This is a genomic window from Bacteroides propionicigenes, assembly GCF_018390535.1.
Taxonomy (GTDB): domain Bacteria; phylum Bacteroidota; class Bacteroidia; order Bacteroidales; family Bacteroidaceae; genus Bacteroides; species Bacteroides propionicigenes.
Genome location: NZ_JAHBBW010000007.1, coordinates 14,492 through 28,927 on the forward strand (window position 1 = coordinate 14,492; position 14,436 = coordinate 28,927).

General features: G+C 51.7%; 13 protein-coding genes. All 13 read left to right on the forward strand.

The window, feature by feature from the left end:
* Window positions 1–4 precede the first annotated feature (4 nt).
* Window positions 5–1,003, forward strand: coding sequence for a tyrosine-type recombinase/integrase (locus tag KG118_RS10705; RefSeq protein WP_117713375.1), 999 nt, complete (start codon window positions 5–7; stop codon window positions 1,001–1,003).
* Between the two features lie 380 nt (window positions 1,004–1,383).
* Window positions 1,384–2,628 (forward strand): DUF3575 domain-containing protein, encoded by a 1,245-nt coding sequence (locus KG118_RS10710; protein WP_213388443.1) that lies wholly within the window; start codon window positions 1,384–1,386, stop codon window positions 2,626–2,628.
* A 31-nt stretch (window positions 2,629–2,659) separates the two neighbouring features.
* Window positions 2,660–3,577, forward strand: a complete 918-nt coding sequence (locus KG118_RS10715) for a FimB/Mfa2 family fimbrial subunit (protein ID WP_117713377.1) — start codon at window positions 2,660–2,662, stop codon at window positions 3,575–3,577.
* 35 nt (window positions 3,578–3,612) lie between these two features.
* A complete protein-coding gene (locus tag KG118_RS10720) occupies window positions 3,613–4,623 on the forward strand; it encodes a fimbrillin family protein (RefSeq protein ID WP_117713378.1) in 1,011 nt (336 codons plus the stop codon).
* A gap of 187 nt (window positions 4,624–4,810) precedes the next feature.
* Window positions 4,811–5,620, forward strand: coding sequence for a KilA-N domain-containing protein (locus KG118_RS10725; RefSeq protein ID WP_117713379.1), 810 nt, complete (start codon window positions 4,811–4,813; stop codon window positions 5,618–5,620).
* A gap of 71 nt (window positions 5,621–5,691) precedes the next feature.
* On the forward strand, window positions 5,692–7,647 hold the full coding sequence (locus tag KG118_RS10730) for a fimbrillin family protein (RefSeq protein WP_213388445.1): 1,956 nt from the start codon (window positions 5,692–5,694) through the stop codon (window positions 7,645–7,647).
* 246 nt (window positions 7,648–7,893) lie between these two features.
* Window positions 7,894–9,660 (forward strand): fimbrillin family protein, encoded by a 1,767-nt coding sequence (locus KG118_RS10735; protein WP_117713381.1) that lies wholly within the window; start codon window positions 7,894–7,896, stop codon window positions 9,658–9,660.
* A gap of 354 nt (window positions 9,661–10,014) precedes the next feature.
* Entirely contained in the window at window positions 10,015–10,332 is a 318-nt protein-coding gene (locus KG118_RS10740; RefSeq protein WP_117713382.1) for a hypothetical protein, read from the forward strand.
* Between the two features lie 142 nt (window positions 10,333–10,474).
* A complete protein-coding gene (locus KG118_RS10745) occupies window positions 10,475–10,744 on the forward strand; it encodes a hypothetical protein (RefSeq protein ID WP_117713383.1) in 270 nt (89 codons plus the stop codon).
* A gap of 792 nt (window positions 10,745–11,536) precedes the next feature.
* Entirely contained in the window at window positions 11,537–12,142 is a 606-nt protein-coding gene (locus KG118_RS10750) for a hypothetical protein (protein WP_117713384.1), read from the forward strand.
* Between the two features lie 12 nt (window positions 12,143–12,154).
* A complete protein-coding gene (gene dnaB / locus KG118_RS10755) occupies window positions 12,155–13,531 on the forward strand; it encodes a replicative DNA helicase (protein ID WP_117713385.1) in 1,377 nt (458 codons plus the stop codon).
* 263 nt (window positions 13,532–13,794) lie between these two features.
* Window positions 13,795–14,295: an HU family DNA-binding protein gene (locus KG118_RS10760; protein ID WP_117713386.1), complete on the forward strand. Its 501-nt coding sequence runs from the start codon at window positions 13,795–13,797 to the stop codon at window positions 14,293–14,295.
* Window positions 14,296–14,354: 59 nt separating this feature from the next.
* Window positions 14,355–14,436 (forward strand): smalltalk protein (locus KG118_RS10765; protein WP_213388447.1); only part of this gene is annotated, 82 nt, incomplete at its 3' end.

The window sequence follows — 14,436 nt, forward strand, 5'->3', positions numbered from 1 at the left end:
GAAAATGAAAACAAAAGTAGAAGAAGAAAAAGATGTAGGGGCGGTTGATTTGTCGCACTATATGCAGTGGGTGATTGGGGTGTTGAGTAGGGAGCATAAGTATCCTGCGGTGCATACCTATCGCAGTACGTTGCGTTCTTTCCGGGCTTTTTCCGGAGGCGGGGCAGAGGCGCTTCCTATGTCCGAGGTGTTTACGCAGGGGCGTTTAAAGGAGTATGAGGAGTGGTTGATGCAGCGTATGCTGAGTTTGGATACGGTATCCACCTATATGCGTACATTGCGTGCGGTGTATAATCGTTGGGCGGTTCCGGGCACGGCGGGGCATAACCCGAAGCTGTTCGATGATGTCTATACCAAAGTATCTTCCCATACCAAACGTGCGCTGACAGAGCGGCAATTCGGCAAACTGATGTATGCCGACACACAAAGGCTGTCCGAAGAGCAGCGGTGTGTACTTGCCTATTTCCTGTTGATGTTCCTTTTTCGGGGGATGCCGTTCATAGACCTTGCTTACCTTCGCAAGAAGGATGTACAGGGCAACACGATTGTGTATCGCCGCCATAAGACGGGCAGGCAGCTTACGATTCACATCCCCAAGGAGGCGCTTCCGCTGATAAATGGCTGCAAGAACCGTAACTGCGATTCCATTTACCTTTTCCCCATATTGGACGGGCAGGCAAAGAATAGCGGTTGGAACCTATATCGGTTCTATCAGGCGGCTTTGCGCAGCTTCAACAGGATGTTGCGGCGGGTGGCGAAGATACTGTTGCCGGGTGTGAAGGTAAGCTCATACACCGCACGCCACACGTGGGCTACGCTGGCTTTCCATATCGGGATGCCTGTCGGTATCATCAGCCAGTCATTGGGGCATTCTTCTATAAAAGTGACGGAAACCTATCTGAAACCTTTTGAAAATGAATTGGTGGATAAGGCGAACCGCGAACTGATTTCCTCTGTTAGGAAAAGTAAAAAGAGGGATGACTTGATGCGGAACAGGCTGTAAAGCACAAAATTAGGCGGGAATTACTTACCAAGTAACGGCACGTTATATTCGCAAAAATGCTATTTTTTCTATTCATATGCAAACAAAAGTAAATGTTTTATTAAACCTTATATCATTTCCTTGAAACGACAAACCGGAAGATAATTAAAAAATACATAATCTTACTGTTCCTGTCCGAGCATTGACATGGGATTTGTATTCCGCTTTTATAGCTAAAAACGGAACGGACTCTTTATACCCTATTTTATCATAAAGTCTTTGTTATTCTCCTAAATGAAACCGCTTGAAAACTCTTTTTCGTGCAGTTTCATATAGTAGAGATGCCGTTACTTGGTAAGTAATTCCCGCCTGCCTCGTAATCGTGCAACTAACTCAATATTATGAATATTCTAAAGAGTATTTCGAGTAAAGCATTCTCGCTTTCTCTTTTCTTGTGGGTGTTTGCCCCATTAGTCTCCGGCAGTCTTCGTGCCGCTTCTCCTCACCCTTTTTCGCAAGACACCTGTTATGTGTTTCGTTTCAAGCCTGCCAGTGACATTTTTTTTGTACCTTATCAGGACAATGAAGCCGAGTTGCAACGCCTTGCAGCCACTTTGCGCGAGTGTACTTCTCCCTTGCGTGAGGGGCAGATGTACATCAGTGTGAGCAGTTACTCCGCCTCCCCCGGTGTGGGCGGCGCTTCGGCACAGCGCATGGCTTACCTTCGTTGCAGCCGCGTAAAGTCCGAGTTGATAGTGAAGCATGGCATTACCGAACAGATGTTCGTCACCGACCGTCTCATCCCTTCTCCCTATCGGGACAGCCTGCGTGATGTTGTAGTAGTGGTTGTTCCCGCAGCAGTTGCCAAAGTGGCTGTCCTTGCGGGAGAGGAAGCCGCCGCGCGTGTGGAAACTTACTTGGAGAAGGCATATGGCTATCCCTCTGCCGCCCGCCTTGCCCGCGAACAGCAAGAGCGGGACAGCCTTGCCCTCCTGCAACAGGAGCGCGAACGCCAAGCCGCTGCCGCCCGCGAGCACGACCGCTGGGAACAGCAGCGCCGTGCCGCCGACCGTGCCGAAGCCGAAATGAACCGCCGCCTTGCCGAACGCGAACGGCTGCGAGCCGACTCCATCCGCCGTGCCGGGCAACCCTCGAGCATCTCTTCTTCTCTCTCACTCCACTTCAACCTCCTTCGCTGGGCTACGCTCACCCCCGACCTCGGCATCGAATACCGCATCCCCCGTTCCCGTCTCGGAATCCTTGCGGGCGGTTCGTGGACATCGTGGAGCCGTGACAACCGCAACCGACGCTACGCCCTTTGGAGAGTCTCCCCCGAACTCCGTTACTATCTCGGCAAGAAGCAGCGCGGCTACCTCGGCGCCATGTACCACCTCGGCGGGTTCAACTACAAACCGGGCGATACGGGCAAGCAGGGCGACTACCGGGGCGGCGGCATCACAGGCGGCTACCGGCTGACACTGAACCGCGCCCTGTCGCTGGATTTCCATGCCGCCCTCGGCTATACCCGTGCCGATTACGACAAATATACGGTGAGAGACGGCGTCCGCATCCGCTGCGGCAGCGAAGTGAAGAACTATTGGGGCGTCAACAGGCTTGGCGTCACGCTGGTGTGGAAGCCCTTTTAAATGAAGAACGAAGAATTAAGAATGAAGAATTATGAAGAGATACGATTTATATAATGTAATAGTTGTAGCGGCACTGTCCCTCTCTCTCGCTTCTTGCGTGAAGGACGAACTTTACAACACCCCGCATCCCGATAAAGGCGCGGTGCAGATAACGGCGGACTGGACAAAGCACTCCGCAGAAGCATTGATGCCCGACCTTTATGTGCTGCGCATCGGTCACGAGGAGCAGACGGTGCGCCGCGGCGAGCCGGCGGGCAGTGAGACAACGGTATTCCGCTCCCTTTTCCTTCCGGGCGTACAGAACCTCTTGGCATATAATCCGGCGGAGGGTTTCGGCATTGACGGCGACATCGCCTCGGTGAATACTCTGGCGGACGGTACGCTCCATCCCCTTCCCGGTTTCCTTTTCTCCGCAGCCGGCGAGGTGGAGGTGTTGCAGGACGATACGCTGAAAGTGGCATTGTCCATGCAGCAACGTATCTGCGCGCTGAAACTTACATTGAAACTTGCCTCCGGTGACGAGCAACGCATCGTGAAGACTGCCGCCACCCTGACGGGCGTTGTTTCCGCTATCAACCTGAGGAGTGGCGCTGTGGCTGCCACCGAAGGCGCAACGACAGCCCCGGTTTTCACCCTGACTGCGGATGCGGCTGCCACCCGTGCCGAGAGCAATCCTGTGCTGACGGCAGTTCTGCATCTCTTGGGTGTGATGCCGGGTGAGAAGCAACAGCTCACAATGGCTGTTACCCTGACTGACGGCAGTGTGCAGACGGTTGTCACCGACCTGACCGGGGCGCTGAAAGGCTTTGGCGGCGACGGAAAGGAAGCGTTGGCTTTGGATGCCACGCTTGCACTGCCCGACGGCAGTTCTTCCGTGGAAACCGCCACTGTCATCACCGACTGGACACCCGGCAATGGAGAGGCTGGAGAGTCCGGTGATACTGAATAAAAGCAATAAACAACAAGAAAAATAAATTTACCAAGATGAGAACCCCGACTTTTATGATTATGGCGGCCTTTGCACTGATTGCTGCAGGCTGCGGCAACGATGAGAACGAAATGACAACGACCGACGGCCTGAACGGCGAGATATGTCTGAGTAGCGGAATTGATGTGCAGACACGCACGGAAGCGGATGCCGCGCAGAGCCGGCAGATTGCGGCGGCGCAAGCTGTGGGCGTATTTATCACTGATGCCGTTGCGGCGGACGGCACCCCCGTTGGCGGCAACCTGCAATACACCGCCGACGGCAGCGGCGGGCTGACGCTTGTCGGGACAACTCCCCCGCAACCGGTTCCTTACTATCCCAACGTTGCCGACTCCAAAGTCAGCATCTGTGCCTATCAGCCTTATGATGCCCTTGCTGCGACAGATGGCGGCTATACCTTCAGCGTGGCGGCAGACCAGAATGCGAGTGCCAAGGCATATTATGATTCCGACTTGCTTTATTCCGCAAGCACCGCTTATGCCCGCTCCAAGGATGCCCATACACTCACTTTCACACATATGCTGTCCAAGGTGGTATGCACTTTGACCGCGGGTGCAGGAGCTCCCTCCGTGGATGCGGCTACCGTAGAGATAGTAAAGCCTGTCATTTCGGGCACATTCGCTCCGTCTGCGGGTACTTTTACGACTTCCACAACCGTGCCGGGTGAGGATGCCAAGGTGGTGATGAACAACTCTGTCGTTGCAGGCACGTACATTGCCGTTGTTCCTCCGCAGGAGTTTGTGGCAGGTGCCAACTTCCTGAAGATAACCTTGAAGAAGAGAGACGGCAACGCCGATGCTTTGGTCGATGCCGGTACATTCTATTACAAATACAAGAAAGCCGAAGCGGCGGGCGGTGAGGCGGTAGCCTCCCGGCTGTCTCTGGATGCGCATAAGGTTTATACCTTTAAGGTGAAGGTGAATCTCACAGGGGTGGAGGTGACCTCCGAAATCACCGACTGGATACCCGGTGCAGGTGATGCTGACGGCGAAGCCGATATGGGGTAAGCCATCTCTTGATAACGCTCTTTGGCTTTTTTGCCGGGGCGGTGGCGCCAATAATAGAGTAACAAGCGTTCTTTGAAAGATTGTGTTGGAGATTGAAGGGAAAACGGGTGATATACTTGGCTGTTCGGTAGCGAATCGGTACTTTTGTAACCGAAACCATACCCCGTAAGAAAGGAGAACCCTAAAAATGGCAAAGATAACCGTACAAAACAAAGAAATTACTGTTGTATCAGCAAATGATTCAGACTACATCTCCCTAACAGATATGGCAAACGCCAAGGAAAGTGAAAGCCGGGCGGCAGACATTATAAAGAACTGGCTTCGCAACCGATATACACTTGAATTTTTGGGAACATGGGAAATGGTTCACAATCCTAATTTTAAAGTGGTCGAATTCGACCACTTTAAGTTACAAGCCGGATTACCGAGTTTTGTAATGAGTGTGTCAGAATGGACGGAAAAGACAGATGCCATAGGCATTATTGTAAGAAAAGGAAAATATGGTGGGACATATGCTCACAAAGATATAGCATTTGAATTTGGATCGGCTATCAGCGTGTCATTTAAAATCTACCTGATTGAAGAGTTTCAGCGTCTCAAAGCGGAAGAACAAGCCCAATTGGGCTGGTCGGCCAAGCGGGAACTGTCGAAGATAAACTACCGTATTCACACCGATGCCATCAAGCAAAACCTTATCCCCGGAGAGGTTACGCCACAGCAGGCTTCACGCATTTACGCCAGCGAAGCAGATGTATTGAACGTGGCCATGTTTGGCATGACTGCCCTCGAATGGCGTGACGCGCATCCTGACCTCAAAGGTAATGTGCGTGACTATGCCGGTATCAACGAATTGATTTGTCTCTCGAATATGGAGAATCTGAATGCTGTTTTCATCAACGACGGTCTTCCGCAGCACGAAAGGCTTGTCCGCCTTAACCGGATAGCCATAGAGCAGATGCGGCTTCTGGAAGACGTAAACAAGAAATATCTGAAATAATCCCTCTCCTCCGACATTCCCCCTTTCATACAGAACGCTTAATTTTTTTAAGAACTAAAAGTTAAGCGTATATGAACAAGAAAACATTTTTATCATTTATCTGTGCACGCAGTGCCCGAACCATTGCCCTGCCGATGATAGCCACCCTTGCCGTGCTCAGCTCGTGCGGCGATACGGACGACGGAAATCTCCTGCCTGCGGGACAATACCCCCTGACCTTTACGGCAGCCATAGACGGGGCGGCGGCCGCTCCCGCCGGTACAGCCACCCGTGCCAATACGGTGGGCGGCGTGTGGACTGCAGGCGATGCGATAGCCGTAATGGTGGCGGACGAAGAGGGTGGGGGAGACGTAGTGAAGCAGTACACCCCGAAACCCGACGCACCCAATACCTTGCAGGCAGCTGCCGGCGTAGCCCCGTTCTACTGGCAGAGCAGCACCGAGAAGAAAACCGTTTCGGCATGGCATTGCGGTGACGGCTCCACAGCCGCAGGCGGCACCCATGCAGGCTCCGTTCCTACGACTTGGAGCGTACAGACCGACCAGAACACCGCTGACGGCTATCAGCGGAGCGACTTCCTCTATGCTCCGCCCAAGGAGATAACCTTTACTCCCGCAAGCGGTGCGAACAATATGCTGGCTTTCCATCATCAGACCGCCAAAGTGGTGATAAACATCAAGAATGCGGAAGCCGCCACGGATGCCGCCGACCTGAGCGTCACCCTTGCAGCCTATGACGCAAGCGGTGCACCGGCAGGCAACAACACCGACAACGCCCTTGTCGTATCGTGTCCTTACACCCTGCCCGAAAGCGGACAAAACATCGGTGCATGGGATGTAGCCGCCGCTGCCGCCGATGTTGTAACAGGCGCCATCACTCCGAAAGCCATTACCCCTGCCTCCGGCAGCGCATACCTGAAAACCTACACCGCCCTCGTCATTCCTCAGAACGTGACGGGCAAGAAGTTCATTGCCGTCACAGTGGGCGGCGACACCTATTATTACATCCCGAAGCAGAAAGCCGACGGCACCTATCCCGGAGACTTGCAAGGCGGCAGTGTGCACACCTACGACATCACCGTGAAGTACGGCAGTCTGGAGGTGGTGGAAACTGCGGGCAGCGGCAGCGGTACTTGGAATAGTGGCGGACAGAAAGTGCCGGTAGCAAGTAATACGACTTTTGAGGCTGCAACTTTAAAACCCGGCGATTATTATTACAGTGACGGCAGCTATTCGGACGGTGGATTGCGGAAACGATATTCTGACGGTAAAGTGGAAATAGATGCTACTGTTAAACCTGTGCTGACGAACCCCGAAACAAGTAAAGCCCGTACGGTTATCGGCATCGTGTTCTGCACGGATGAAAATCGCATCGGTGCGGGAGAGAAAGCAAAGCTGAAGGATTTAGGCGTCACGTCTCCTCACGGCCTTGTCATGGCTCTGACGAATGCCGGCAGCGGCTGTCGGTGGGGAGAGTCTGGTAAAAATGAGAATGAGAACGGGCAGAGTGGTAAACCTTTCGTGGAAAACATCACTACCCTGCAGAAACAGTATAATCATATCAGCGGCTACGCCGAAACCCATTGGATTGGTGACAAAATAAAGGGTTCAGCTGAAAGCAGCTATACCGCTGATACTTACAAAGCCTTTGATGTTGCGCTCAATTATGGCGCCACGACAGAAACAGCCCAGTATGCCGCTCCTGAAAAAACTACCGGTTGGTTTCTCCCCAGCATGGGGCAGTGGTGGGACATTTTGGAGAACCTCGGTGGGCTGGATTTGAGTAGTTATAAGACATCGACGGATAGTTATGAATATATAGCCGGTAACACCGCATTAAATAATCTTAACGTATATATGGGGAAGGTAACCGGTGCTGCATTATTTGGTATCAATACAGCTTTTTGGTCCAGTTCGGAGTTTAGTAGCGGCCACGCTTGCGGCGTGGACTTCAGCGGTGGCTCCTTGTACTTGAATTGGTACAGTAAGGACTACGGCTTCGGGGTTCGCCCGGCGCTTGCTTTCTGACCTATTTTATCTATTTATGAATTCATTTATTATCACCTATTTACAAGTATCTATGTTTAATAACCTTATCCCCTCCGTCATTCCCCTCTTTCATCCTCTCTGTCATTCAGAGCGCAGCGAAGAATCTCTTCCCCCTCTGTGCATTGAGGGAGCAGATTCTTCGCTGCGCTCTGAATGACAGAGAAAATAAACCATTAGAATCACTTACTTAAAACCATTACCTAACAATAAACCATTACGAAAATCATGAGCATCCTTACATACCCTCATCCTTCCCTTTTCCGCCGCTTGCTTCTTCTTGCGGGCTTGGCAGCGTTTTCGGCCTGTTCGGTGGACGAACTACTTCCCGACAACACCCCCGACGGCGGTAATGCCTCCGACACATACCCCCTTACCATTACCGTGAGCGACAGCGGCTACACTCCGGCATCCGGCACCGCTACCCGCACTGCAGAGAATCAGTACACCACCACCTTCACTGCCGGCGATGCAATAGGCGTGTACGCCATAGACAAGAACGGGCATATCCTTCCTGCCGCAACCAACCTCCGTCTTGAAGCCGTTACCGTTGCCGCTTCTGATGCGGCAAGCGGTGGCAGCATCCTCACGTGGCAGACAGCGGACGGCAAAACCCCTCTGTACATCCCCGGTGGCACCTACTATGCCTACTACCCCTATCAGGCGGACAGCTACATGGCCGGTAAAGTCCCCGATACCGCCACCAGCCCCCTTGCCGCTTCCACCACTGCCGCCGACTTCTTCAAGGACTTAACCGCCGCTTGGACTCCCTCTGCCGACCAAAGCTCTCACGACAAATATACCGCGCAGGACCTGATGATAGCCAAGGGCAGCATGGCAGAAGACATCCCGGCAGAGAGGCGGAAGTTGTCCTTCAGCATGGCGCACCAAATGGCTTTGGTGGTGATAGACCTGCCGAAGACGAAGTACACGCTAAAGGATGCCGCAGGAAATTCGCTTCCCGATTACATTATTAACGCCCCTCTCAACGTCGCTTTCTCCGATTTCATCCCCTGCCATACGGACAACGGCGCCTATCGCTACCTGATAACTCCCGTTCCCGCCGATGCTGCCGATGCAGCCAAGCCCCTCCTTTCCGGCAGCTACACCAAGAGCGATGCTTCCGTTGCCGACTGGAGCTTCAATGCCGATGTCGCCGCAGGCGATTACAAGGAATATGTAGTGGATGGCGGAACAATCACCAAAGCACATACCTTGCAAGCGGGCGACTTCTACATGAAAGACGGCTCGTTGATAGGAAAAAACGAATCCCTTAGCACAGCGCAACAGGCAAACTGCATCGGCATCGTGTTCTGCACGGATGCAAATCGCATCGGTGACGGAGAGAAGGAGAAGCTGGCGGCATTAGGCGTCACGTCTCCTCACGGCCTTGTCATGGCTCTGACGAATGCCGGCAACGGCTGTCGGTGGGGAGATGAAGAGAAAGATGAAAATGCGACCGCAACGGATAATGCAACGCCTTTCTATGAAAACATCGCTACCTTGCAGAAACAGTATAATCATATCAACGGCTACGCCGAAACCCATTGGATTGGCGATAAGATAGGAAAAGAAAACGGTTATCCCGCTGCAACCTACAAAGCCTTTTATGTTGCGCTCAATTATGGCACCACAACGACAGGAACAGCACTGTATGCCGCTCCTGAAAAAACTACAGGTTGGTTTCTTCCCAGCATAGGGCAGTGGTGGGACATTTTGGAGAACCTCGGCGGGGTGGATTTGAGTGGCTATAAGGCATCGACGGAAGAATCTGTAGAAATAGAGGGTACTGGTGACACTGCCGTTGGCAATCTGAATACTTATATGGAGAAAGCAGACGGTGTTATATTTAGTTCCAGAGAATACTTTTGGTCTAGTTCGGAGTATAGTAGCTACTACGCTTGCTGCATGAGCTTCAGCGATGGCTACTTGTACTTGGGTTGGGACAGTAAAGACTACGATGAGATCGAAGTTCGCACTGTGCTTGCTTTCTGACCTATTTATGAATTCACCTATTTACAAGTATCTATGTTTAATAACCTTATCCCCTCCGTCATCCTCTCTGTCATTCAGAGCGCAGCGAAGAATCTCTTCCCTATGCACAACATAAAGAGAGTAGATTCTTCGCTGCGCTCTGAATGACAGATACCCTCTGAATGACAGAGAGGATGAAAGAGAGAATCGACCCATCCCAAAAGAATGAACGAAAAAAAAGGAGAATGATAAATCTCCGTATTTTAATATTAACCAATTAAAAGCATTTGTAAAAATGAAAAAATTAAGAAGACGTGTCATCATGGCACCGGATGCCTTGGAGGCACCAAAAAAAAGACAACGCGCGATGTAATCATGCCCTATGTACGCTGGACGGAAGCCCTGCGTGTGGTTCGCGCCTGTCATCCCGAAGTCACCATCATCATGCCCGAAGAGAAGATTCAGATTTATCCCGGCGATGATGTGCGTGCAATCATCACCCCCTATGTCCGCACCATCTGCCGTGCGCTGGACGAAGGCAAGGCGGGAGGGTGGCATGGCTATACCCCCGAATGCCGCATCCGCCAAGTGCGCACCATCCTTACCCGCTACTTCCGCTTTCACAAAGGCAGCATCAGCGACGCCGAGCTGGACCACTTGCTGGACGACTTGATATATGTGCATAAAGGGTAACGGAAACCCTGTCTCCCCCCGGTGGGGGAGATAAGTAGCGGATTGAAAGATAATGCTGAAATATAAAAAAAGGAGAAAATATTGTTCTTACTGCATAAATCGTTATCTTTGTACTGAAACTAATTGAAAAAGGAGAAATTGTATGTCTACTGTTGAACTGAATGCAGATGAAATATTTCGCAAGGATTTGTTGCATTTAGGCAATGAAGCGAAGCGGCGTTTAATTGAATTATTAGCATCATCTTTGACTTTTTCCGATTCACATGATGCTCTTGCCAAAAACAGAAAAAAGGGACTGTTGGATAAGGCAAATGGAGCATGGTGTAATGACGGGGTAAGTGCGGACGAAGAAATTGAATTATTACGCAATGCCCGTGTGCAGGGTAAAACCCGGAAACTGGCAGAATTATGAGTGTAGCCCTCACTTTCCATTCATGAAGTTTTTGAAACATATGCTGATGTGAAAACTATCTTAAACAGCAAAGGTGTTTTGATTGATGATTTTGATTTATTAATAGGTGCTACGGCGTTAACATATAACATGATAATGGTAACAGATAATGTGAAGCACTTCTCCCCAGTATCCATTTTTGCTTCAAGACAGTGCAAATATAATCATTTGCTGTTTGCAAACAGTACTCTATCATTCTGTCATTCAGAGGAGCTTGCGACGAAGAATCTCTTCCCTCATTATGTAAGGAAAAGAGATTCTTCGCTCCGCTCTGAATGACGGATAAAATCACTTGCTTACTTGTCAACAGATAATGTGAAGCGCCTCTCCCCTTATCCGGTTTGTAACCAATATCTTACCTCCCTCATTCGCGTAAATATTTATATTTCCTCCCTCAGACTATTGGCGTATATTTGTCTGTTGATAGCGTGTGGCAGATGTTTTGCCTTGCCGGGCACGCAGAAAAATATTATAACAAATATATAAACAAAGTCAAACATGAAATTACATCATCCGTTACATCGGCACGCATCATCCGCAGTGCCCGGATGCATGGTGTGTTTTGCACAAACGCATCATTCGTTCTCTCCGACAGAGATATACTTTAGTATATCTTTTCTTTATTAATTATGTTGTGTCAGTAAGCTGGCAGTTGCACTGGCTGTAAAACGGGCTATCTGTCTGGAAATGAACCGAAAAATTGGCAGTTGGACTGGCTTTTTATTGGCACCTTGAAAAAACGGAAAATTATCAATGGATTTGAATCTAACAAACACAGGCTATGTCATGGTTTCGCGGGCATTGCTGATGAGCGTGTCCCAAAAACACCACATTGCGAGCGGAGACGAAGAGGCGTTTTTACGCGTGCTTCTTCATGTGAACTACAAAAACAAAGTGCTTAAGCACAACGGGGCGGAGGTGACCTGTGCCCGGGGAGAGTCTGTAATCTCTTATCTGGGCTGGGCCGAAATCTTTGGCTGGACGCGCGGACACACCCGCCTCTTTTTTGAGCGTTGCTTTGCCGACGGGCTTCTGGAGCAGGTGCCCGGTAGCTGCATGAGCCATATACGTGTTCCCCACTATGACGCATGGACGGGAACCCCCGCCCCCAAACAGCCCGTCGAACGCAAAATGGAGGAAGAAGTGAAGAACTTCATCGCCCGTTACAGCGAAGTGACCCATAAGCCCATAGAAGCCAAAGGACGCATCCGGAACCTTTGGAAACGCCTCTCCGTCCGCGAACGCGAACTTGCCATGGAGCGTATGGAAGATTACTATTTCACTCTCCCGAATATCAACTTCTGCAAGACGGCGGTGCGCTATCTGGAAGATAAAGTCTTTGACAACCTGATTAATTAAATCATAAATCTCATGTCCGAAATACTCAACCCTCATGATTCCGACCTCGAAGCCGTGATTCTTGGCGCCTGCCTCATTGAAACCACCGCAATGGTGACCGTGGCAGACGCGCTCCGTCCCGAAATGTTCTACCAAGACTCCCACCGGGAAATCTTTGCCGCCCTGCTCTCCATGCACCACACCGGCAAGAAGATAGACCTCATCACCGTAAAGAACGAACTCTCCGCCCGTGGCACGCTGGATGCCGCGGGCGGCGCGTACGGGCTGACGCAGCTCACCATGCGCGTGGCGTCCTCCGCCCATCTGGAGCAGCACGCCGCCATCTTGCTGGGGCTGTATGTGCGCCGCGAGATGATTTGCGGATTGCACAAGCTCTTGGCGTCCGCCGCCGACGAGTCGGTGGACCTGGACGAGGTACTGGTGCAGCTGCACCGCCTCTCCGACCACTTGGAAGGCGAAGCCGCCTTCAACGACTATCTCCGCGATATGGACCAACTGATGCTCGCCACCCTGAAACAAATGGATGCCCGCGTGGCAAACAACTGCAACGGCGTCACGGGTGTGCCAACCGGTCTGAGCGACTTGGACAAGCTGACGGCAGGCTGGCAACCCGGCGACCTGAACATCATTGCCGCCCGCCCCTCGGTGGGCAAGACCGCCTTTGCCCTGCATCTGGCGCTGGCTGCAGGGCGCGCGGGCAAGCACGTGGTGGTGTACAGCCTCGAGATGCAGGGCGAGCGTCTGGGCGACCGCTGGCTGTGCGCCCAAGCCGCCGACATCAACGCAGGGCATCTGCGCACGGGTTTGCTCACCGCCGACGAGCAACATCAGGCGCTGGAGGCAGCCCGCGAACTCTCCCGCCTGCCCGTCTGTGTAGACGATAACCCCAAAATGGGGATGGACCACATCCGCTCCTCCGCCCGTCTGCAAAAGAGCAAGGGGCGCTGCGACCTCATCGTGATAGACTATCTGCAGCTCTGTGAAATGAAGTCCGAACAGAAGAACCGCAACCGCGAACAGGAAGTGGCGGAGGCAAGCCGCAAGGCAAAGCTGCTGGCAAAGGAACTGAACGTACCCGTAGTGCTGCTGTGCCAGCTGAACCGCGAGTGTGAGTTGCGTGGCGACCGCCGTCCCGCACTGAGCGACCTGCGCGAAAGCGGCGCCATAGAACAGGATGCGGATGTAGTGTCGCTGCTCTATCGCCCTGCCGTCTACAACCTGCCCACGGAGCGCAAAAGCGGTTACCCCTCGGAAGGCCTCGGTATGCTGATTCTTGCCAAGCACCGCAACGGCGAAACCGGAGATGTGTACTTCTCCCACAACACCAGCCTTACGAAGATAGGAGAGTATGTGCCGCCTATGGAGTGGCTGATGAAACACGCGAAATGAGGCGTCTTTTTCTCGTTTTTGTCGAAAAAAAAACAACGAAAAACTTGACATCGCCTCTCTGATTTTGTATCTTTGTAATGTGCTTAAGGAAAGGAATAATCATTGATTAAGGCGCCTTATTTCTCCTCTTATACACTTTTCTTTTATAGTTCCGGCCGAACTGTTTGCTTAGAGATTTATCTTTACTTTTTGAGACCTGTTTCCTTTTCTCCGCTATTGGGCGGAGGCTGATTTTTTTAACTTAAACCTTAACTGTTTTTTTTATGGATGTAATTGTAGAGCGCTTTCAGCGCAGAAGAATCGTGAGCGATAAAAGTTCGCCCATGTTGTACTATCTCCGTCAGAAACCCAAGACTTGCGGTACGGTAGATATTGATGTCCTTGCCGCCAGTATTCAGAAAAACTGCGCCATGACAAAGGGCGATGTGAAGCACGTCATCGAAGCCCTTGTGGAAGAAATCCAATCCAACCTTGCCAACGGCGATAAGGTGAAGCTGAACCAACTCGGCACGCTTCACATGACATTCCGCTGTCCGGGCGTGGAGAAGTCGGAAGACTGTACGGTGAGGAATATTGCCAAAGTGAACATCCGCTTCGTTCCCGACAAGGAGCTGAAACTGGTGAACGGTAGCACCGCTACCACCCGTAGCCCGGCCAACGTAGCCTTCGCGCTGGACAAACCGACTGACGGCTCCGGTGGCGGCGGCAATGGCGGCGGTGGCGTGATTCCCGACGAGGGTGACAAGGAGGACCCGCTCGGATAGTAAATATCATCATTGATACTTGAACCAACATCATTATTCATACTAAAACCAATAACATAATGGCAACCAAATCAACCTGGTGGGACAAGTTCCTAAAAATAGTAATCGCAGTGGCATCCGCCGTTCTCGGCGCTTTGGGCG

Excerpts from the sequence above, each read along its gene's own strand:
- KG118_RS10705 (WP_117713375.1), top strand. The coding sequence starts at position 5 with ATGAAAACAAAAGTAGAAGAAGAAAAAGATGTAGGGGCGGTTGATTTG.
- KG118_RS10710 (WP_213388443.1), top strand. The coding sequence starts at position 1,384 with ATGAATATTCTAAAGAGTATTTCGAGTAAAGCATTCTCGCTTTCTCTT.
- KG118_RS10715 (WP_117713377.1), top strand. The coding sequence starts at position 2,660 with ATGAAGAGATACGATTTATATAATGTAATAGTTGTAGCGGCACTGTCC.
- KG118_RS10720 (WP_117713378.1), top strand. The coding sequence starts at position 3,613 with ATGAGAACCCCGACTTTTATGATTATGGCGGCCTTTGCACTGATTGCT.
- KG118_RS10725 (WP_117713379.1), top strand. The coding sequence starts at position 4,811 with ATGGCAAAGATAACCGTACAAAACAAAGAAATTACTGTTGTATCAGCA.
- KG118_RS10730 (WP_213388445.1), top strand. The coding sequence starts at position 5,692 with ATGAACAAGAAAACATTTTTATCATTTATCTGTGCACGCAGTGCCCGA.
- KG118_RS10735 (WP_117713381.1), top strand. The coding sequence starts at position 7,894 with ATGAGCATCCTTACATACCCTCATCCTTCCCTTTTCCGCCGCTTGCTT.
- KG118_RS10740 (WP_117713382.1), top strand. The coding sequence starts at position 10,015 with ATGCCCTATGTACGCTGGACGGAAGCCCTGCGTGTGGTTCGCGCCTGT.
- KG118_RS10745 (WP_117713383.1), top strand. The coding sequence starts at position 10,475 with ATGTCTACTGTTGAACTGAATGCAGATGAAATATTTCGCAAGGATTTG.
- KG118_RS10750 (WP_117713384.1), top strand. The coding sequence starts at position 11,537 with ATGGATTTGAATCTAACAAACACAGGCTATGTCATGGTTTCGCGGGCA.
- dnaB (WP_117713385.1), top strand. The coding sequence starts at position 12,155 with ATGTCCGAAATACTCAACCCTCATGATTCCGACCTCGAAGCCGTGATT.
- KG118_RS10760 (WP_117713386.1), top strand. The coding sequence starts at position 13,795 with ATGGATGTAATTGTAGAGCGCTTTCAGCGCAGAAGAATCGTGAGCGAT.